Here is a 20,333-nt window from a genome sequence, read left to right on the forward strand (position 1 = left end):
TTAATGTCTAAAGTTGAAGACTTTTTAACACCCGAAGAAGAACATGAAATAGTTTCGGCTATTATAGAAGCTGAAAAGAATACTTCTGGAGAAATTCGCGTACATATAGAAGCTCATACTCGACTTAACTTATTAGATAGAGCTAAAGAAGTTTTCCACTTATTAAAAATGGATAACACTAAGGCCGAAAACGGGGTGCTTATTTATATAGCTGTTAACGATAAAAAATTTGCTATTTACGGAGACAAAGGCATAGACCAAGTGGTTCCTGATAATTTTTGGGACAGCACTAAAGAAACTATTCAAAACCATTTTGTTGTTGGCAACTTTAAAGAAGGAATTATTAATGGTGTTCTAAAAGCTGGTAAAGAGTTAGAGGAACATTTTCCGTGGATACATGGAGACACAAACGAACTAAGCAATGAAATATCTAAAGGATAATATTCTTTTACTTTTTTTATGCTTTTGGACCGTTTCTCAGGCACAATTTAATATACCCGCAAAACCTGGTAAGCACAATCAAACTAGTCTTTATGACTATATTGGTTTGTTATCTAAATCGCAAAACCTAGCTCTTACTCAAAAATTAATTAAGTATTCGGACAGTACCTCAACACAAATAGTTATTGCTATCATAAGTTCTACGCAAGGAGAGAATATTACGTACTTAGGAGCAAATTGGGGCGAAAAATGGGGAATAGGACAAAAAGGGAAAGATAATGGTGTTTTAATTTTACTTGCTAAAGATGATCGTAAAATTGCCATTAATACCGGATATGGTGTAGAAGGGTCCCTAACAGATGCCATGTCTCGACGAATTATTGAAACCGTAATTGTGCCTAAGTTTAAACAGAATGATTACTATGGAGGATTAAGTAAAGGTTCCGATGCTATTTTTAAAGTACTTAATGGCGAATTTACAGAAGATAGAACATTTAATGATGAAGGAATCTCTTTTGAAGCTTTTTTGCCCTTCATTATCTTTTTTATTATCCTTATTATCCTTTGGAGTAGAAAAGGAAATAATAATGGTAATAATGGTGGTGGACGCAGAGGTTCAGGACTAGACTTTAGAGATATTATTATTTTAAGTAATTTGGGACGCGGTGGTTCATCTAGTGGAAGTGGAAGCTTCGGAGGAGGCGGATTTAGTGGAGGTGGATTTGGAGGTGGTTTCGGCGGCGGCGGATTTGGTGGTGGCGGCGCTTCCGGAGGTTGGTAAAAAAACCTTCTAAGGTAAAGCGTCTTGTACCGATTTTAATTTTACCCCAAATATTTGTTCGGAAATTTTAGTAAGCTCAGCTTCCGAACCATTAAAATGATATACTTCTTGAAAATGACTTATACTCTCTCCCACTTTTAGTTCTTTTGCGGGAGATGACGTCTCTAATTCATAAAAAGGACCAAAAGGACCTACATTGTCCCAAACACCATCATTAAAAACATTTATAACATCCCCAGCATATTGATTCTCTATATTTTCAGGATGCGCATTTACATAATCCTTATCCATTGCATTAAAACTAAATTTAACTATTGTCAATGAATTTAGTTCAGGGCTATAACTCCCAAAATAAGGTAATGTAATTTCCGGTTTTGTTCCTATTTTATTTAAATAATTGGCATCTGCCTTATAAAAAAGAAAATTGTCTTTAAATACAATTCTTGTACTATCAATTTCTGTAAAATAAACTGTAGCATTTTTTGGATTTCCTTTTAAAGGTATTATTACTGTTGTTTTAGGTGTTGGATGATAACACCCTAGATCCCACAAACACAAAAGTCCAGATTCTTTAGACCAATCCTGCTTACCAACATTTGTCATTTTCGTGTTGGTTTTGTAACCAACGAAAGACAATTCATCAGAAAAACTATCTCCCAAAAAATCTGCTACGTAATCTTCCTTTAGTATTTCTATATCTCTTTTTACATCAATAAAAAACTTAAAACCTTGTAAGTTGTTAATTTGTAATTTATTCTGTAATGCAACAGCTTTTGAAGATTGCTGTACAATTTTAAATGGTAATGTATCTAAGTCTTTTGGCGCAGCAAGTTTTTGTTCCCCAGAAACTTTATCAATATCAAAAAAAATAGTGTTTGGCCCTTGATCTGGTCCAAACCATATTCTACCTTCTCCTCCTAGTTTACTTCTATTTACAAGAACACTATCACTAAGTAAAATATCTTTATTAAACCAACCATAACTCATACCACTCAATCCTTGAGAAGTACTTGTAAAAACTCTTCCTTGAAATTCTTTAGAAACTATTATTCTCTTGTCACCATCCTCCAAGATTATTGGGGAAATTACGGATTTTAAAATTTCTAAATCAGCTCCAAAAGAACCTTTCGCGAATTCTTTTCTTGTAGAACAAGAAAGTAATAGAATACTCCCCAAAAAAAAGCTAGCATATTTTATCATAATAGTAAAAGAAAAGGTTTTTCTAAAAATACCTATTTCTTTTCATATATGCCATCTAAAGAATTTTTATAAGCTACTACCAAATACAAATTTGTATTTACTTTTTTCGCATAAACACACTAATGGGCACTCCTGAAAAATCAAAATTTTCTCTTAATTTATTCTCCAAATAACGCTTATAAGGCTCGCGAACATATTGCGGCAAATTACAAAAGAATGCAAATTGCGGATATGGTGTTGGCAGTTGCATACAGAATTTAATCTTTACAAATTTACCCTTATAAGCTGGTGGAGGATAGTTTTCTATAATAGGCAACATGGTATCATTAAACTTACGCGTAGGTATTTTTGTATTCCTATTATTATACACCTCAACCGCAGTTTCAATGGCTTTAAAAATACGCTGCTTTGTTAATACAGATATAAAAAGAATAGGTACATCTGTAAAAGGCTCAATTGCTTTTTTAATTTTATCAGTATAATGTTTAATAGTATTGGTTTCTTTATCCTCAACTAAATCCCACTTATTAACTAATATTACTATTCCCTTATTATTTCTTTGCGCTAGCCAAAATATATTTTCTACCTGACCATCAAAACCACGGGTAGCATCTAAAAGTAACAAACACACATCACTATGTTCTATAGCTCTTACCGAACGCATAACAGAATAAAACTCTAAATCTTCCTTTACTTTAGCTTTACGGCGAATTCCTGCTGTATCTACTAAATTAAATTCAAAACCGAAACGATTATACTTCGTATCTATACTATCTCTTGTTGTCCCAGCAATATCCGTCACTATATAACGGTCTTCTCCAATTAACGCATTTATAAACGAAGATTTTCCTGCATTTGGTCTACCCACTACAGCAAACCTTGGGAGATTACTTTCTTCTTCTTCTACCTCCGGAAGCACTTTAACAACGGCATCTAAAAGTTCCCCTGTACCACTTCCGTTAATACTAGACAGCGTAAAGAAATCACCTAAGCCAAGATTATAAAACTCTACAGCATCTTCTGCCCGCATAGCATTATCCACTTTATTTACCGCTAAAAAAACTGGCTTATTTACTCTGCGGAGTAACTTAGACACATCTTCGTCCATACCAGTAATACCAGATTCTACATCTACCATAAAAATTATAGCATCTGCTTCCTCTATAGCCAACTCTACCTGTTTATCTATTTCTTGCTCAAAGACGTCATCGCTACCTACAACATAACCCCCTGTATCTATAAGAGAAAACTCTTTTCCATTCCAATCACTCTTTCCATAATGGCGATCTCTGGTAACCCCACTTACTGCATCTACAATGGCCTCTCTTCTTTGAATTAGACGATTAAAAAATGTAGACTTTCCAACATTTGGTCTTCCAACAATAGCAACAATAGCACTCATAATATAAAATTAAGCGACAAAGGTAGTGCTAATACTTAAATAATAGCAAAGAATGCAAGCGGATAGACTTATTTTCTATATACCAGAAAAATGGAAATATTTATTCTTATTAAAAACAATACGTTTTAATTACTAATTTTAAACAAACTACCTCTTCATGAAACCCCTTCCCAATAATGACATTGCTTTAAGACCTCGTTTTCAGCTAGATATAAATAAACCTAAACAACAACTACTTGCCGCTTTTGATATAAAAACCAAACCTCCATTTTTAATTAATAAAATAGATGACCACATATTTATTAAATTTAATAAAGAGAAAATACATTTTTGGTCTCCACAATTGCATCTAGAAATAACGAAAAAGTCACCTAACACCTCTAAAATTTATGGCTTATTTGGCCCTAACCCTACTTTATGGACCTTTTTTATGTTCTTACATTTTGGGGTAGCTATACTATTTGTAACCCTATCTGTTTGGGCATATTCTAGCGCTTCACTAAATAAACCCTATTATCTTCAATTAGGATTAATGGTAGCTATGATAATACTATGGTTTACTTTATACGCTTTTGGTAGAATCGGAAGAAAAAAAGGAAAACCCCAAATGCATATGTTAAATGAATTTATAAATACAATCTTAGATATTTCATAAAAAATCTTCTAGCTTACCTTTTAAAAGTAAACTAGAAGATTCAATAACTATTAATTTGTTTATTTTATCTCGTAAATAGATATTGTATTAGAAACTTCATTGGTTACTACTAATAAATTTTCTTTATTAGGACTCTCCTCACCCGGAATCACTAATAAACCCTCTGGTGCAATATCTTCTGTATTAAAAATCCAGTCTACAAAAGTAGGGGCAGTTGGGTTTGTTATATCATATACCATAACACCGCCTGTTCTTTCTAAACCAACAAACAATAAAGTACTATTTCCTATTTTTAAAGTAGTAACAGATTCTGGTTCAGCTCCTTTATCATCACTACGACCATCTGTTTCTCCTTCATCATTATTAAAAAGTGAGGCATTTAACTCCAATGTCTTCTTACCTATTTGATCCCCACTGTCATACACTAATGTCCCTGTAGTATCCCATATAGTATAAGAACGACCACCATAACCATAAATTTGGTCTATATCTCCATCATTATCCACATCGCCATTTGCAGTCGTAATTTTTAGTCGACCTAAATTTTCGTCTAATTGCAATTCTTCGGCGTTTGGAAAAACAGTAGGGTCTAAAGTAACTTTTTTTAGTCTTTCTTCTTCAGAATATCCGTCATAGTCCCTAGCATCCCCTTCATTAGCTGTAATTATATAATCATTACCATTTATATTGGTATAAGCAATAGCATCTGGTTGATAAAAACTTAAAACTGGCCAATTCTTAAAATTACCTACAACACCATCCTTATTACTAGCATCCATGGTGTTACCAGGTAAAGAAAAATCTTTAACTCCTAAACCATATATATTTGTAATTGCCATAGTTTGCAAATTAACTACGGTAATTCCGTTATTTTCCTGTAACGTAACATAAGCATATTTACTATCATCAGAAACAGCAATATACTCTGGTTCTACGTCTTCACTAAGAGAAGCAGATGGCCCAAAAACACGAAAATCGTTTCCTATAGTTTGTCCATTAAAAGCCCCAAAGAACAACGTGTTTACTTCCTTTTTTTCTAGGTTAACTACAGATATGGAACCTTCAGGGTCTATCGTATAATCATCATTTGGCTCTCCTTCGTTAGCTGAAATAATATATTTACCATCTGGGGTAAATGTAACCATATCTGGTAATGCGCCTACACTATAAGAATTTTCTTGTGCTTGTGTTTCCGTATTAAAAGTTACTACTTGACCATCTAATTGTTTTGGATTACTCTCAACAGCAACGGCTAATAAACCATCCTTGGCAGCTACACTATTTGGTATACCTGCTAGGACTATAGAGGCTCCTTTTATTGGCGCAGACGGATTAGATATATCCCAAACAGAGATTTCTTCTTCGTTAGGGTTTACAACAAATAATTTCTTTGTTTTAGCATCATAGGCGCTAATTTCTGCGAAACCTTCATCGCCAGTTCCATTGGTAGACGTACTTAATTTTGTAAAAGTTAGCGCGGATATATCTTTATCTTTACTAAAATCTGTATCATCATCATTAATACAAGAACTAAAAACAAGGGCTATTGATGCCGCAATACTAAGTGATTTTTTCATTTGGTCTTTGTTGATTATTTATAGCAACAAAAGTGAAAAACCACTATAATTATAAAGTAAAGAAAACTATATTCTAAGGTTACTAATTACTTCTTATTGTAACCAAAACGTTTCAGCTGACGAGAATCACTACGCCAATTCTTGTTTACCTTAACATATAATTCTAAATGCACTTGTTTTCCAAAAAATTTCTCTAGATCTTTTCGTGACTCTACTCCTACTCGTTTTAAGGCACTTCCCTTATGACCAATAATAATTCCTTTTTGAGAATCGCGTTCTACCATAATTACTGCACGCATACGTATAATATCTTCATCCTCAAAAAACTCCTCCGTCTCTATTTCCACAGAATAAGGAATTTCTTTTTTATAATGCATTAAGATTTTCTCACGAATAGTCTCATTAACAAAAAAACGCTCTGGTTTATCTGTTAACTGATCTTTAGGATAATAAGCTGGCGAAGCAGGCAATAATTCGATAATACGCTCAAAAACACCAGTTACATTAAAGTTTTGCAGAGCAGATATTAAATGAATTTCTACCGTAGGCAATTGTTCTTGCCAGTATTGTACTTGTTCTTCTATTATTTCTTGTTCTGTAACATCAATCTTATTTAAGAGTAATAAAACTGGAATTTTTGAACTCTTAATCTTATCAAAAAACTTTTCGTCCTTTAAAGCTTTTTCTCCTATTTCTACCATGTAAATCAATACATCGGCATCCTCAAAGGCAGATTTCACAAAATCCATCATAGAATTTTGCAACTCATATGCCGGTTTTATAATACCAGGGGTATCGGAAAGAATTACCTGAAAATCTTCTCCGTTTACTATTCCTAAAATACGGTGTCTTGTAGTCTGCGCTTTAGATGTTATAATAGACAACTTTTCTCCCACAAAAGCATTCATCAATGTAGACTTACCTACATTTGGGTTACCAATAATATTTACAAATCCTGCTTTATGCTTTATCATTCTTCAACTTTTTAAAATATGCTTTAGCAGCTACGTTTACTTTTGGCGCCAACAATAAAACTGCAATCATATTTGGAATTACCATAAGGGCATAAGAAAGATCAATCAAATTTTTAACCAATTCTAAAGATGCCACTGCGGCAAAAATAATCATAATAACAAAGTATACGTTATATAACTTACCTATTCGTGCATTTGTTAGATAAGAAAGAGATTTTACACCGTAATAGGAATACGTAAATAAGGTTGAAAAGGCAAAAGCAGTAACAATTAACATTAATAAATCGTCTCCATAACCAAATAAAGTACGTTCAAAAGCCTCTAAGGTCATTAAAATACCACTAACATCTTCGGTATATGCTCCACTTAAAATAATTACTATCGCAGTAAAAGTACATACCATAATTGTATCTATAAAAGGTCCTAACATAGCTACTAGACCTTCTTTAATTGGATTATCTGTTTTAGACTGTCCGTGATACATAGGGGCACTTCCCAAACCAGCTTCGTTAGAGAACATTGCTCTACGAACACCTATAATTACCAACCCCCAGAAGCCTCCGGTTACTATGGTTTTAAAGTTCCAAGCTTCTGTAAAGATTAATTTTAAAGATGGCCAAACCTGACCCGCATTTAAGACCATTACTACTACAACTGCAACTAAATATACCATTACCATAAAAGGCACAATAGTAGATGCTACTTTGGCAATTTTTGTTAATCCTCCGAAGATTACAAAAGAAGTTATTATTGCTAAAAAGATTCCTACTGTCCATTTCCAACTTTCATCTCCCATAGCAAAAATAGTTTCTGATGGTTTTATGACGCTCATAAAAGTTTCTGTAAACTGATTAGCCGTAAATACCCCTAGAAAACCAAACAAACCACAAATACAGAAAAACACCGCTAAAGGCTTAGCTTTCTTCCCCAATCCTTGCGTAATATAAAACATAGGACCTCCTTGTAAATTTCCATCTGAATCTTCTCCTCTAAACATGATAGACAAACTACAAGAATAAAACTTTATCCCCATTCCTAAAATGGCCGTAACCCAAATCCAAAAAACCACTCCAGGACCACCATCATGAATAGCAATAGCTACTCCTGATATATTACCTAAACCTACCGTTGCTGCAACAGCTGCAGACAATGCCTGAAAAGAACTAACGTCTCCCTTGGCTTCCTTATCGTCATACTTACCTGATGTTATAGCTATAGCATGACCAAAAAAACGAAATGGCACAAACTTGGAATAAAACAAGAGAAAAAGTCCACCACCTATTAAAAGCATAAACATAGGCCACTCCGTATAGGGTAAAATAGTAGATAAGAAATCGTTTAAATAATTCATAAATTAAAGGTAACATTTAAGTGCGGGTAATTTAAGGATTTTAAAAACGATGGAAGTAAAATAAATATGTCTTTTTATTTTGATAGTATAGAAAAAGCTTTGTACATTTGCAGTCCGAAACAAATCAGTCAGCATTATGAACTGAGTGCTTTAAAGCAAAGTTGATAGTTTTGGAATCTCATATCGCGGGATAGAGCAGTAGGTAGCTCGTCGGGCTCATAACCCGAAGGTCACTGGTTCGAGTCCAGTTCCCGCTACTAGAAAAAGCCTTTCAGAAAACTGAAAGGCTTTTTATTTTTCCAAAAAGATTATTAATTAATAGCGGCATTTGACACCCCCATTGCGTTATACATACTAGCATTAGCATTTAATAACTTTACCGTAATAGCGTTTGCTTTTAATTTAACTTCAATTAACTTTTGCTCCCTAGAATTAATTAAGAATAAAGAACTTTCACCTAATTCAAATTTTCTGTCTTCTGCTATAAGCATGGTTTCATAATCGGTAACCATCCCTACAACAATATTTTTTTGCACCTCTAAAGAATTTATTTCGGCAATAGTAGCATCTATCTTATTTTGAATGCCTAGAGAAGCACTAACGGTTTCCAAATTTATATCTTGTAGTTTTATGCTTGCCATTTTAAGATTTCCACGTTCTTTTCTTAAAAATAAAGGGAAACTAAAATTTGCAAATGCTTTATAATTAGAAGCGTTAAAATTGTTTAGTCTAGTAGCATCTTGCGCCAAAAAATTATACTGTACATCTAATTTTGGTAACAGTTTATTTCTATATAAAGAACGATCTACCTTAATTACATTCTTTTTTGCTTCTAAACTCCTTAACTTAGGATGGTTCATTAAAACACTTTCTGTATTAGCTTTTTTAAAGTATAGGGACAACACCTCATCCTCAGGGATAATTGGAACTACATTATGTTGTACTTCTAGTGGCACATTATTTACCCATAAATAGTTACTAACCTTAAGCTTTGCTTTTCTCATTGTTAACCTTGCCGCTTCTAAATTTAGTTTTCGGTTTTTAACTATTATTTTTGCCTCTATAGAATCTATCGCAGGTTTTTCTCCTACTTCTACGTTTCGCTTAACACCGGAAAACCTAATTTCCGCATTGGTTAAAAAACTACTATAAATTTTTAACTCGTTGCTAGCTTCTAACCATTTAAAGTAAGCCTTACTTGCTTCGAATATTAAATTATTCACCAACAATTCTCGCTGCGCACTTGTCTGACTTACATAGAATTTTGCTTTTTTAAGCATCGCCATACGCTCATTAATTAAAAAACCTTGCGCTAAAGAAAATGAAACACCCGCACTATATAATCCGTCTTCCGGAACTGTAAGGTCTGGATTTAAAAACTCTCCGCTGTTTTCTTCAAAATTGGCTTTAAACTCTATACCATACCAAGTTGGTATTTTAAAGGTTGCATTTAATTGGTCAAAGTATTCTGTTTCTTTAAACTTTTTTCGATCATAATCTACTTCAATCTTAGGATCAAAACCTCCGCGTGCTTTTAAAAGGTTCGCCTCTCCTATACTTAACTCCAAATTAGCTTGTTTTACTAGAGGGTGATGTTTTTTAACATAGCCTAAATACTCCTTAAAGGAAAGTATCTTCCTTAATTCCTGCACCTCTTCTTGAGCCGTTGAAACAGCAAAAAAAAGAAAGAAAACCAATACTAATAAATTTTTGATTTTAGTAGTCATTATTTTTTCCTTTTATTGGTGAATTACTTTCAGGTGTATAATAGTTAGGAGGAAAACCATTTAATTGCCTCCACAACTCGTACCAAATAGGAACATTTTCTAACAAAGCAATTGTATACGCACCAGAACCCACTCGCATATTTTCTGGCCAAGCCTCTGCATTTTTGTCTGGGGCTATTAAAATTCTAAATTTTCCATTTTTACTAATAAAGTTTTCTATGGCAACCACTTTACCTCCATAGGTTCCGAAAGAAGCATTGGGCCATCCACTAAAAACAATAGCCGGCCACCCATCGAACTGAATTCTCACTTTTTCCTCTAAATGAATTAATGGTAAATCTATAGGACTAACATAGGTTTCTACAGCAAGATCATAGTTTGCAGGCATAATACCCACTAATTGTTCTCCTTCTTTAAAAGTTTCTCCAATACCCGCACGGATTGCTTTATTAATATATCCATTTTGAGGAGCTGTTATATAATAAAGTGCATTACGCATCTTATAATTTGCGGTTTGATTTTCTAACTTGCTTACTTGAGCTTGTGCCTCAAACTGGCTAGATTCTGCCGTAAAACCATCACTTCTAGATTTAGCTATTTTATCTGTATAACTAGCGGTTATTCTTCCTATTTCTATTTGTGCATTGATTACCTCATTTTTACTAGACAGCAACTTATTTTCCTGTGAAACTAGTTTTGCTTGTGTTTCCTGTAATTTTAAACGCTTTTCTTCTACATCTTTCAATGCTTTTAACCCTTCTTCTTGCAAAAGAAGCGTTCTATTATATTGGCGTTCTGCAATTTCTATATTCGTCTTGGCTGCGAGAAAATCAATACTATCACTTTTTACTTTTAAACGGGATTGAATTAACTTATTTTTTGCCTGAGATAACTTCAGCTCTTTTTCTTTTTGCAAAGAAGCAACCTGCATCTTAAGTGCTTCTATTTTTCCTTGGTAAGATAGTACTGAACGACTTTTTGCTTCTCTTTGCTCATTCGTACGTTCTACAAGCTTAGGGTCTTGATATTCATTTTTTATTTCAGAAATAAACAAAATGGTATCTCCTTTTTTTACATAATCCCCTTCTTTAACATACCATTTTTCTATGCGCCCAGGAATAGGTGATTGTATGGTTTGTGGTCTCTGATCCGGAGTAAGTGTTGTTAAAAAACCATTACCAGATACATTCTGCGTCCAAGGCAAAAAAAGAATAATAACAACCAAAATTGCGAATGCATATAAAAACCTATTAAATATTTTATATTGCCGGGTTTTAAAAGCTTTATTAAAAGCATTATACCCCTCGAGAGTTACTTTTTTATTTAATTGATTGTGAGATATATTAAGCATTTTTTTCTGTATTTAGAGTTCCTTTAGACAGCTTTATTGTCTTTGAACATTTTTTTCTCCAAAGAGGATTACGCGAAGCAACCACAATAGCCCATGTATGAGTATCTTGGGTTAAATACTCAATAATGTCTTTTGCTTCTAACGGCTCAAAATGCTCCAATGGGTCTTTAAGCAATAATAGTTTAGGGTTATTTATTATTGCTCTGGCAATTAATATTCTCTTAGATACGGTATAAGGTATTTGTTGCCCTTGAGGATACAACATAGTGTCTATTCCATTGAGTTGTTGTTTTACAAAAGGAAGTAATCCTAAATTTTTAAGAATCACATTTACTCTTTCTCTAGAAATAGTTTCATCACCGAAAGTAATATTTTCCAAAATAGTACCCTCAAAAGGTAGTTGTTCTGGTAATACTTGCCCAACACCATTCCGATATTTATTAAGCCATATTCCTTGAACAGATGTATTATTTATATAAATAGTACCAGAAGTAGGAGAAAAAATACCCGATAATAATTTAAGAAGTGTTGTTTTACCTGATCCAGATGCTCCATCTAACAATATTCTATCTGCTCCCGAAATAGAGAAATTTATATTACTTAAAATTTGAAAATCATTAGACGTCTTATAAGATACCCCTTCCAATTCTATAGATAATTCTTGTTCCGTTTTAAAAGGATTTACCCCCTCTTGTAGTTCTAACTTTTTATCTACTACCTGTCCTATTTTTTCTAAAGACGTAAGTACATCATAAAAAGTTTCTAAGCCTTTTATAAGTTTCTCTACAGAACTTATAACTAAAAGAATTATAATCTCTGCAGCAACAAATTGACCAATATTCATTTTTTGGTTAAGAACTAACAACCCTCCAATTAAGAGAAGACCAGCGGTTACAAGAATCTTAAAACCAATCATTTGAATAAATTGAATTAGCAATATTCTAAAATGACTTTCCCTTGCTTCTAAATACTCAGAGGTTAATTTATCATTACGATACATTGCCAATGTCGTTTTTCCGGATAGTTTAAAACTTACAATAGAGCGTGCTAGCTCCTGTATCCAATGAGCAACTTTATATTTTGCTTTAGACTCTTTTAAACTAGTCTCTAACCCTTTTTTTGCAGTAAATTTAAAAACAATGTAAATAAGAAGAATTAATAAAACCCCGTATATTATAAAGAACGCATGGTAAAAAGAAAGTAATATAATTCCAAAAATAATCTGCAATACTGCAGCAGGAAAATCTATCAATACTTTAGATAATCCTTTTTGAACTGTTAGCGTATCAAAAAAACGATTAGCTAATTCTGGCGGATAGTAATTCTCTAGCTCATTCGTCTTTATTTTCGGAAACCTATATACAAATTCAAAAGAAGATCGTGTAAATATTTTTTGCTGAATATTCTCCAAAATACGTATCTGCATTATTTGTAACCCTCCTTGAAAAGCAACACCCAAAGTAACAAGAGATACAAGTACAATCCATGAAGAAGATATTTGAGCACCTTGTATAAGGTTAATTATTGCCTGGATACCCAATGGTAAAGACAATGCCACTAAACCAGCAAAAACAGCGTAATAAAATAGTTGCTTTATATCGCGCTTATCCAATTCTAACAAACCAATAAATCTTCGCCATGGAGACATAGGTATACTCATTATTTTCTTCTTATTAATATATTATTACACTATAAATTTTAGCCTTCTAAGGTAATTTCAATGGTACTATTAATTCTTAGTTTACCACCATTTAAACGCACATCTTTAAAAAAGTCTTTTGCAATTTTTTGCTCTTTAAGTAATTGTCCTATTCGACTACTATCGTATTTACACTCATCCAATGTATTGCCTTCCGTAAGGGATAAACGTTGTAGCTTATGAAAATTTATTTTTACGTTTAAAACATTGTTTATAATATCCGATGCTTCACTTGTGGTAAAATGACCATCTATAAGACTTATTTTTTGTTTTACTTTTTTGGGTTCTGAAGTGGTTGGTTTCATAAAATGATCTTTTTATTTTCACAAAGATGTATTGTTTTATTCATATATTTTTATATATATTTATTATGATTATCATAAAAATAATTTATGAATTATACTTTACATCAATTAGAAATATTTAAAAAAGTAGCGGAATTAAAAAGTGTAACACGAGCTTCTGAAGAACTTTTTTTAACCCAACCTGCTGTATCTATTCAACTTAAAAATTTTCAAGATCAATTTAAAATTCCTCTATTTGAAGTAATCGGAAGGCAATTATTTATCACAGAATTTGGAGAAGAAATAGCTTTAGCTGTACAAAAAATTCTCGATGAAATTAAGGCTATCAACTACAAAGCTCTAAGCCATGACGGAAAAATTGCCGGTAAACTTAAAATTGCAATTGTTTCTACCGCCAAGTACGTAATGCCATATTTAATTTCCGATTTTATTCATATTAATGAGGGGGTAGACTTAAGTATCGATGTTACTAATAAAGCCAGTGTAATAAAGAGTTTAGAAAATAATGAGGTCGATTTCGCTATGGTTTCTACCATACCAACAAAATTACCTATTGAACGTATAGAACTTATGAAAAATAAGCTGTTTCTTGTAGGGGGGCGCAATTATTCTAAAACCACAAAAAACATATCTAAATTAACTTTTGAAAAACAGCCCATTATCTTTAGGGAAAAAGGTTCTGCTACTCGCTTAGCAATGGAACATTATATAGCAGAGCATAAATTATCTATCTCTAAAAAGATGGAGTTAACTTCTAATGAAGCTATTAAACAAGCTATAGTTGCAGGATTAGGGTTTTCTATTATGCCATTGATAGGGATTAAAAGCTCCTTAAACACTTTTGAACTTCAAATAATTCCGGCAAAAGGATTGCCTATTGAAACTACATGGAATTTAATTTGGATGAAATCCAAAAATTTATCTAGCGTTGCTAAAGCTTTCATAACCCATATTGAAGAAAACAAAGAAGCTATTATCCAGGAACATTTTGGTTGGTTCGAGAATTATTAATGTCATTTCACAAAATATAAGTCCCTCATTAATAACAAGCTCTTACTCTACAATATAGTTAGGCAATTATATTGTATTTTAGTATCTTCTTTATACAAATTCCTATGCTTAACACATTATTCTCAAAAATATTTTTCTATAGCTTTTTAGCAATAACCATACTGTCTTGCAAGGACACTAAAAAGCAAAAAGAAGAACATAAATTTACCAATTCCTTAATCACTGAGACAAGTCCTTATTTATTACAACACGCGCATAACCCTGTAAACTGGCATGCTTGGAGTAATACAGCTCTAGAAAATGCAAAAAAAGAGGACAAATTAGTGTTAGTTAGTATAGGCTACTCTTCTTGCCACTGGTGCCATGTAATGGAAAAAGAATCTTTTGAAGATGAAGAAGTTGCCAAAATTATGAATGCCAATTTTGTAAATATTAAAGTAGATAGAGAAGAAAGACCAGATGTTGATCAAGTTTATATGACCGCCTTACAATTGATAAAAGGTAGTGGTGGCTGGCCATTAAATGTAATTACTTTGCCTAACGGAAAACCTATTTACGGAGGCACTTATCATTCCAAAGAAGAATGGATTAAGGTTTTAGAAAAAATAAGTACGCTATACAAAAACGACCCTAAAAAGGCCAACGAGTATGCCGATATGGTTTCACAAGGTATTCAAGAAGCAAACCTCATAACTCCGTCTTCCGATTATGAATCTTTAACTAAAAAGGTAGCTAAAGAAAGTGTAGAAAATTGGAAAAATGTATGGGATACAAAAAAAGGTGGGGACCAAAGTCAAGAGAAGTTCATGCTACCTAGCAACCTTAATTTTCTGTTAGATTATGCAATTTTGACTGGAGATAAGGAAGTAGAAAATCATATAAAAAACACTCTAAACAAAATTGCTTTTGGCGGCATCTATGACTTTGTTGGCGGTGGATTCTATAGGTATAGTACCGATCCTAGTTGGAAAGTTCCACATTTTGAAAAAATGTTATATGATAATGCCCAATTGCTTAGCGTTTTCTCCAAAGCATACGGAGCTTTTAAAGAACCTATTTATAAAGAAGTTGTTTATAAAACAATTGAATACCTTGAAAGGGATATGAAAAACCCCAATGGAGGCTATTACGCTGCGATGGATGCGGATAGTGAGGGGGAAGAAGGAAAATACTATGTTTGGAAAAAAGAAGAATTAGAAAATACTCTTGGAGAGGAGTTTACCGAATTCAAATCGTACTTTAACATTACTTCTGAAAATATCTGGGAACATAAAAATTATGTTTTACATAGAGGTATTACAGATGCAGAATTTTGCACAAAAAATAAAATAGCAAATAGTAAACTACAAGCATCTAAAGAACTCTGGAAGAAATTACTTTTAACAGAAAGAGGAAAAAGAATACCGCCAAGATTAGACGATAAAATAATTACATCCTGGAATGCTCTATTAATTACTGGCTTTACTGATGCCTATAATGCCTTTGGCGACTCTAGTTTTTTAGATATGGCCACAAAAGGCATAACTAATCTTCTTAATAACAGTTTAAAAAATAATGAATTAAGACACTCCTATAAAGTTAATTCTAAACAAGTAAAAGGCTTTTTAGAAGATTATACTTTTTTAGTGGATGCATCTATTAATCTATACAGTGCCACATTAGATACTAAATACTTAGACTTAGCCAATAGTTTAAATTCTAAAGCTATGACAAGCTTTAGCGACGATTCTTCTGGAATGTATCGTTTTAATGAAAATAAGGATTTAATTGCCCAGATAATAAAAACAAATGATGGTGTAATACCATCTCCTAATGCCGTTATGGCTCAAAATCTGCTTAGATTAGGGCATTTAAATTATGATAAAAAATTCCTAGATAAATCTAAATCTATGGTTTCCGCTATGGTACCAATGATAACCCCAAATGCATCCAGTTACGCAAGATGGAATTCTGTATTATTAAATACCACTTACACCTATTACGAAATAGCGGTTGTAGGAGCAAAAGCAAAACCTCTAGTTAAAAAATTACATAATAAATATATTCCGAATACACTTTTGGTTGGAAGTACGGAAGATAGTAAACTTCCTTTATTTGAAGGAAGATATGTTCCCGACGGTACATACATATATGTATGTAGAGACAACTCTTGTAAGCTACCCGTAGAAACAGCGGAAGCAGCCATAAAACAGCTTAATGGGTTTTAAAACAATTCCACAATTCCAAGAATACCACTATAAGAAACGACACAGGCAAAAATAAAAGCTAACCAAAGACCAATTTTTATCCAAATACTGGTAACATGACTTTTCATTATCGTTTTATTATTAAGTATTAGTAAAATTCCTAAAAGTGTTATATGGAAAAATCATTTTTTAAATCGTTAATCCTTTTATCTGTAAGAGGCTTTGCTATAAAACCTTTTACTATACTATATTTCTTGGAGCGCTCCATATCTCTAGAATCTATAGAAGAACTTAGAATATAAATTTTAGTATTTAAATCTTTAAAAAAGGAGTCAAAAGAATCTAAAAACTCCCATCCGTCCATTACCGGCATATTTAAATCTAAAAAAATAATCTCCGGTAGTTTTAATGTTTTCTTTACATATTCTTGCAAGTCTGATATAGCTTCTTTACCGTTATTACTTACCAAGACAAATTCGCTAAAATTGTTGTTTTTTAGTAAAATTTTGGTGCCAAAAATAAATATTGGGTCATCATCAATGATACATGTTGTTTTAATTTTCATGCTTTCTTAAAATATGTTTTAAATTTTGTTCCTTTATCTACTATACTTGCAACTTCTATTCTTCCTCCCATGGCTTCTATTTGGTTTTTTACAATAAATAAACCTACTCCTTTGGCATCTTTATGTTCATGAAATATTTTATATAACCCAAAAAGTTTGTCTCCGTATCTTTCTAAATCCATTCCTAAACCGTTATCCTCAACAGAAAAAACAACTTCATCCCAAAAAATTTCCGCAGTTATGTTAATTTTTAATCTTCTATTAGGCATTCTATATTTAACGGCATTTGTAATAAGATTTAGTATTATGCTTTCTAAATATGCATGTATTGCTAATACTTCTATACCATCATCAACATTAACCGTAATTATTGCATTGGATTCCTTAATTATTGAATTTATGTTTTGCATTGATTTGCTTAAACAAAGAGATAGTTTTTGAGCTGTTAATTTTGCATTAATATTAGAACTTAATTCAACTATTTCATTAAGATCGTAAATAGTATCATTCATATTATCTGATACTATTTTTATATTCTTAAGAAACTCATTTTCCATTATTAATGGATAATCTTTAAAAACTAAATCTAACAACATAGAGATATTGCTGGCATGAGAACGCAAGTTATGGGAAACTATATGCGCGAAATTCACCAAACGGTTATTATGCTCTTCTAAGCTTAATGTTAAGTTTTTGTTCTCGGAAATATCCTGATTCTGTGAAAAAAGATGAATTACATCTCCGGCATCATTCTTTACAGCAGTAATTATAATGCTTAACCAAATTACATACCCTTTTTTATGAATACAACGTATTTCATCTTGAACAGAATCTACATTGCCATGTATTACTTTATTCCACAATCTTTGTGCCTTTTCATAATCTTCCGGATGCCACAAATCGCCAAAGGTAAAACTCAATAGTTCCTTTTCCGAAAAACCAGTAATCCTAGACATTTCACTATTTACTTTCTCTGGAGAGCCTTCCAAATTAATGAAAACCATGCCTACAGCTGCCTGATTAAAATTCAGTCTTAATTGTTCTTCTTTTACAGCTAACTCTTTGGATATGCAGGTTTCTTTATCTACATCTTGAAAAAAACCATACAAACGAATGCACTTCCCTTTTTTAAACTCAACTATTCCAGTTGTTCTTGTCCATATATATTTTTTTCTTGGTTCGGCCCTGACTTCTAATAGTACATCAAAGTTCTCTCCCTTTGTAATAGCCCTATATAATAATTCTGTTATTTTTTCTCGAGAATAACCAGATTTAAAGAAAGTAATGTTTTCCTGTAAACTCATTTCATAATCATAAGGGACACCCAAAGTTTTTTTTATAATATTATCCCAATACACCGTGTTATTCTCTAAATTTAGCTCCCAAATGCCAATTTTTGCTACAATATTTATTCTGGACATTAAATTAGAAAAATCTGCAAGCTTAAGTTCTATTCGCTTTTTTTGCGTTATATCTTGCATTTGGTTTAGCATATGAATAAGTTCTCCTTTATCATTTTTTATTGCTGATAAACTCATTTCTACCCATATTTCTTCCCCAAATTTTGTTATCCCTCTAAGCTCTTTTTTAAAAAAATCTCTCTTGCCATTTAATATTTCCTGGATTAATGGTATCGTTTTTTTATAATCTTTTGGATGAACTATATCTTTAAAAGAATTTTTATAAGATTCTTCTTCTGAATATTTAAAAATTTTAAATAAACTCTTATTTCCTTTTTTAAGGTTATTATCTAAATCGATAACCCCCATGCCCAAACTCGCTTGATCAAAAGTTTGCCTAAATTCCTCTTCTTTTATTGCTAACTCTTTTGCTAACCTAGTTTCCTTATCAATATCCTGAAAAAATCCGTATAACCTATAACATTCATTATTCCTATATTCCGGAATACCAATAACTCTTGCCCATTTTTCAACATTATTTGGCTGTGTTATAATTGGCAGTACAATATCATATTCTATACCTTTTTCTATTGCTCTTTTTACTTTTTTAAGGTATTTTTCCCTATAACCTCCCTCTTTTATAACTTGGATTACGTTATCAAAAGTTGGTACATAGTCTCCAGAAACTCCTATAAATTTTCTAATATTAGTATCCCAAACTCCCTCTGTTTCTACAGCTCGCTGATTATTACTTATTTTTACCTCCCACATTCCTACCTTAGCGACGGAGTTAATCCTTTTCATTATATTAGAATAATCCAAAAGTAAAAGTTCATTTCTCTTACGACTCGTAATATCATACATAAATCCAGACATAAGATGAAGCTTGTCTTCTTTATCTATTTTAGTTATCTCACCAGAACATAACACCCATACCCAAAATCCTTTTTTATGTTTTAACCTAAATTCAACTTCAAAAATCTCTTTCTTCTCTATTAAGTTACTTAATGTTTTATCTATTACTTCTTCATCATCAGGATGTACAAAGCTTCTCCATAAAACGTTAGTAAGAGGTTGCAATTCTTTTACCTTATATCCTATAATTTCTGCATAACGTTCATTAATTTCAATAAGATTCGTTTTGTAGTTATATTCCCAAGTTGCAAAATTCCCCCCTTTTATAACGTTTTTGTAATACTCTACTCTTTCTTCTAATGCTACTCTCTTTTTTTTATACTCCGTAATATTTGTAGCACTGCCAAATACTCTAGTAGTTCCTTTTTTTGTTATTATAACGCCACTTAACTTTATCCAAGTCGGATCCAAATCTGAAAGATTAAATCGTATAACCCTACTGAATTTTGTAGAATTACATTTTGCAGACAGCGATTTAATCTCCACTAAAAGAGATTCCAAATCTTCAGTATTGACCATGGTAAGCCATGAGCCAATATTTTTAATACTTATAGCGGATTTAAAGCCCAATAGAGACCAAAAGTTATCATCTATCCAAGAATTTTCTAAAGAAACTAAGTCTATTTCCCAAAAATTATCAAAAAAATTTTCCGCTAATACATTATAGTCTTCACCAAATCGACTATTTATGTTGGTTATTAAATTTGACATTTTTTAAAGTAAATTACTTAGTAAATGTAAGAAATTAATACTATCATACTCTATCCTTTATTGGTATCTTATCATGCAAGAC

General features: G+C 32.2%; 16 protein-coding genes and 1 tRNA gene. 6 read left to right on the forward strand and 11 right to left on the reverse strand.

The features are described from left to right. The first annotated feature begins 3 nt into the window (after positions 1 to 3). Both Q0856_RS06815 and Q0856_RS06820 read left to right on the forward strand, forming a co-directional pair. Positions 4 to 441, forward strand: coding sequence for a TPM domain-containing protein (locus Q0856_RS06815; protein ID WP_298503664.1), 438 nt, complete (start codon positions 4 to 6; stop codon positions 439 to 441). Beyond that, positions 422 to 1,222: a TPM domain-containing protein gene (locus Q0856_RS06820; protein WP_298503665.1), complete on the forward strand. Its 801-nt coding sequence runs from the start codon at positions 422 to 424 to the stop codon at positions 1,220 to 1,222. Before Q0856_RS06815 ends, Q0856_RS06820 begins: the two co-directional genes overlap by 20 nt. 9 nt (positions 1,223 to 1,231) lie before the next feature. On the opposite strand, the gene Q0856_RS06825 is transcribed toward Q0856_RS06820, so the two are convergent. After that, positions 1,232 to 2,422 (reverse strand): DUF6786 family protein, encoded by a 1,191-nt coding sequence (locus Q0856_RS06825; protein WP_298503667.1) that lies wholly within the window; start codon positions 2,420 to 2,422, stop codon positions 1,232 to 1,234. A 97-nt stretch (positions 2,423 to 2,519) separates the two neighbouring features. After that, on the reverse strand, positions 2,520 to 3,824 hold the full coding sequence (gene der, locus Q0856_RS06830; protein WP_298478154.1) for a ribosome biogenesis GTPase Der: 1,305 nt from the start codon (positions 3,822 to 3,824) through the stop codon (positions 2,520 to 2,522). A 157-nt stretch (positions 3,825 to 3,981) separates the two neighbouring features. On the opposite strand from der, the gene Q0856_RS06835 reads away from it, so the two are divergent. Then, the gene (locus Q0856_RS06835; protein WP_298503668.1) at positions 3,982 to 4,479 is read left to right on the forward strand and encodes a GTP-binding protein; all 498 of its coding nucleotides are present in this window, start codon (positions 3,982 to 3,984) and stop codon (positions 4,477 to 4,479) included. Between the two features lie 59 nt (positions 4,480 to 4,538). On the opposite strand, the gene Q0856_RS06840 is transcribed toward Q0856_RS06835, so the two are convergent. From Q0856_RS06840 to Q0856_RS06850, 3 genes are all read right to left on the reverse strand, one after another. Further along, entirely contained in the window at positions 4,539 to 6,056 is a 1,518-nt protein-coding gene (locus Q0856_RS06840; protein ID WP_298503670.1) for a choice-of-anchor I family protein, read from the reverse strand. An 86-nt stretch (positions 6,057 to 6,142) separates the two neighbouring features. Beyond that, positions 6,143 to 7,030: a GTPase Era gene (gene era, locus Q0856_RS06845; RefSeq protein WP_298503672.1), complete on the reverse strand. Its 888-nt coding sequence runs from the start codon at positions 7,028 to 7,030 to the stop codon at positions 6,143 to 6,145. Beyond that, positions 7,017 to 8,381: an alanine/glycine:cation symporter family protein gene (locus tag Q0856_RS06850; RefSeq protein WP_298478142.1), complete on the reverse strand. Its 1,365-nt coding sequence runs from the start codon at positions 8,379 to 8,381 to the stop codon at positions 7,017 to 7,019. The genes era and Q0856_RS06850 overlap by 14 nt, the downstream gene beginning before the upstream one ends. A 184-nt stretch (positions 8,382 to 8,565) precedes the next feature. Here Q0856_RS06850 and Q0856_RS06855 point away from each other — a divergent pair. Beyond that, a tRNA-Met gene (locus Q0856_RS06855) sits at positions 8,566 to 8,638 on the forward strand. Positions 8,639 to 8,692: 54 nt separating this feature from the next. Here the strand turns inward: Q0856_RS06855 and Q0856_RS06860 are convergent. Genes Q0856_RS06860 through Q0856_RS06875 form a run of 4 tightly spaced genes read right to left on the reverse strand, consistent with a single transcriptional unit; the run spans position 8,693 to position 13,463 of the window. Next, positions 8,693 to 10,108 carry a TolC family protein gene (locus Q0856_RS06860; protein ID WP_298503674.1) on the reverse strand — a complete coding sequence of 472 codons (1,416 nt, stop codon included), beginning with the start codon at positions 10,106 to 10,108 and terminating at the stop codon, positions 8,693 to 8,695. Then, the gene (locus Q0856_RS06865; protein WP_298503676.1) at positions 10,098 to 11,459 is read right to left on the reverse strand and encodes a biotin/lipoyl-binding protein; all 1,362 of its coding nucleotides are present in this window, start codon (positions 11,457 to 11,459) and stop codon (positions 10,098 to 10,100) included. Before Q0856_RS06865 ends, Q0856_RS06860 begins: the two co-directional genes overlap by 11 nt. Then, entirely contained in the window at positions 11,452 to 13,119 is a 1,668-nt protein-coding gene (locus tag Q0856_RS06870; protein ID WP_298503678.1) for an ATP-binding cassette domain-containing protein, read from the reverse strand. The genes Q0856_RS06865 and Q0856_RS06870 overlap by 8 nt, the downstream gene beginning before the upstream one ends. A gap of 38 nt (positions 13,120 to 13,157) precedes the next feature. After that, on the reverse strand, positions 13,158 to 13,463 hold the full coding sequence (locus tag Q0856_RS06875) for a hypothetical protein (protein WP_298503679.1): 306 nt from the start codon (positions 13,461 to 13,463) through the stop codon (positions 13,158 to 13,160). An 87-nt stretch (positions 13,464 to 13,550) separates the two neighbouring features. On the opposite strand from Q0856_RS06875, the gene Q0856_RS06880 reads away from it, so the two are divergent. Then, the gene (locus tag Q0856_RS06880) at positions 13,551 to 14,474 is read left to right on the forward strand and encodes a LysR family transcriptional regulator (RefSeq protein WP_298478123.1); all 924 of its coding nucleotides are present in this window, start codon (positions 13,551 to 13,553) and stop codon (positions 14,472 to 14,474) included. Positions 14,475 to 14,578: 104 nt separating this feature from the next. Continuing rightward, positions 14,579 to 16,681 (forward strand): thioredoxin domain-containing protein, encoded by a 2,103-nt coding sequence (locus tag Q0856_RS06885; RefSeq protein WP_298503681.1) that lies wholly within the window; start codon positions 14,579 to 14,581, stop codon positions 16,679 to 16,681. A gap of 148 nt (positions 16,682 to 16,829) precedes the next feature. On the opposite strand, the gene Q0856_RS06890 is transcribed toward Q0856_RS06885, so the two are convergent. Together Q0856_RS06890 and Q0856_RS06895 are read right to left on the reverse strand one after the other, a co-directional pair. Continuing rightward, positions 16,830 to 17,225: a response regulator gene (locus Q0856_RS06890; RefSeq protein WP_298503682.1), complete on the reverse strand. Its 396-nt coding sequence runs from the start codon at positions 17,223 to 17,225 to the stop codon at positions 16,830 to 16,832. Beyond that, positions 17,222 to 20,251, reverse strand: a complete 3,030-nt coding sequence (locus tag Q0856_RS06895; RefSeq protein WP_298503683.1) for a PAS domain-containing protein — start codon at positions 20,249 to 20,251, stop codon at positions 17,222 to 17,224. Before Q0856_RS06895 ends, Q0856_RS06890 begins: the two co-directional genes overlap by 4 nt. Positions 20,252 to 20,333 lie beyond the last annotated feature (82 nt).

The sequence above is a fragment of the uncultured Maribacter sp. genome (assembly GCF_947496775.1).
In the GTDB taxonomy this organism is placed as follows: domain Bacteria; phylum Bacteroidota; class Bacteroidia; order Flavobacteriales; family Flavobacteriaceae; genus Maribacter_B.

What these genes read in the sequence shown, in the direction of transcription:
- Q0856_RS06815 (WP_298503664.1), top strand. Translation starts at nt 4, where the DNA reads ATGTCTAAAGTTGAAGACTTTTTAACACCCGAAGAAGAACATGAAATA.
- Q0856_RS06820 (WP_298503665.1), top strand. Translation starts at nt 422, where the DNA reads ATGAAATATCTAAAGGATAATATTCTTTTACTTTTTTTATGCTTTTGG.
- Q0856_RS06825 (WP_298503667.1), bottom strand. Translation starts at nt 2,422, where the DNA reads ATGATAAAATATGCTAGCTTTTTTTTGGGGAGTATTCTATTACTTTCT.
- der (WP_298478154.1), bottom strand. Translation starts at nt 3,824, where the DNA reads ATGAGTGCTATTGTTGCTATTGTTGGAAGACCAAATGTTGGAAAGTCT.
- Q0856_RS06835 (WP_298503668.1), top strand. Translation starts at nt 3,982, where the DNA reads ATGAAACCCCTTCCCAATAATGACATTGCTTTAAGACCTCGTTTTCAG.
- Q0856_RS06840 (WP_298503670.1), bottom strand. Translation starts at nt 6,056, where the DNA reads ATGAAAAAATCACTTAGTATTGCGGCATCAATAGCCCTTGTTTTTAGT.
- era (WP_298503672.1), bottom strand. Translation starts at nt 7,030, where the DNA reads ATGATAAAGCATAAAGCAGGATTTGTAAATATTATTGGTAACCCAAAT.
- Q0856_RS06850 (WP_298478142.1), bottom strand. Translation starts at nt 8,381, where the DNA reads ATGAATTATTTAAACGATTTCTTATCTACTATTTTACCCTATACGGAG.
- Q0856_RS06860 (WP_298503674.1), bottom strand. Translation starts at nt 10,108, where the DNA reads ATGACTACTAAAATCAAAAATTTATTAGTATTGGTTTTCTTTCTTTTT.
- Q0856_RS06865 (WP_298503676.1), bottom strand. Translation starts at nt 11,459, where the DNA reads ATGCTTAATATATCTCACAATCAATTAAATAAAAAAGTAACTCTCGAG.
- Q0856_RS06870 (WP_298503678.1), bottom strand. Translation starts at nt 13,119, where the DNA reads ATGAGTATACCTATGTCTCCATGGCGAAGATTTATTGGTTTGTTAGAA.
- Q0856_RS06875 (WP_298503679.1), bottom strand. Translation starts at nt 13,463, where the DNA reads ATGAAACCAACCACTTCAGAACCCAAAAAAGTAAAACAAAAAATAAGT.
- Q0856_RS06880 (WP_298478123.1), top strand. Translation starts at nt 13,551, where the DNA reads ATGAATTATACTTTACATCAATTAGAAATATTTAAAAAAGTAGCGGAA.
- Q0856_RS06885 (WP_298503681.1), top strand. Translation starts at nt 14,579, where the DNA reads ATGCTTAACACATTATTCTCAAAAATATTTTTCTATAGCTTTTTAGCA.
- Q0856_RS06890 (WP_298503682.1), bottom strand. Translation starts at nt 17,225, where the DNA reads ATGAAAATTAAAACAACATGTATCATTGATGATGACCCAATATTTATT.
- Q0856_RS06895 (WP_298503683.1), bottom strand. Translation starts at nt 20,251, where the DNA reads ATGTCAAATTTAATAACCAACATAAATAGTCGATTTGGTGAAGACTAT.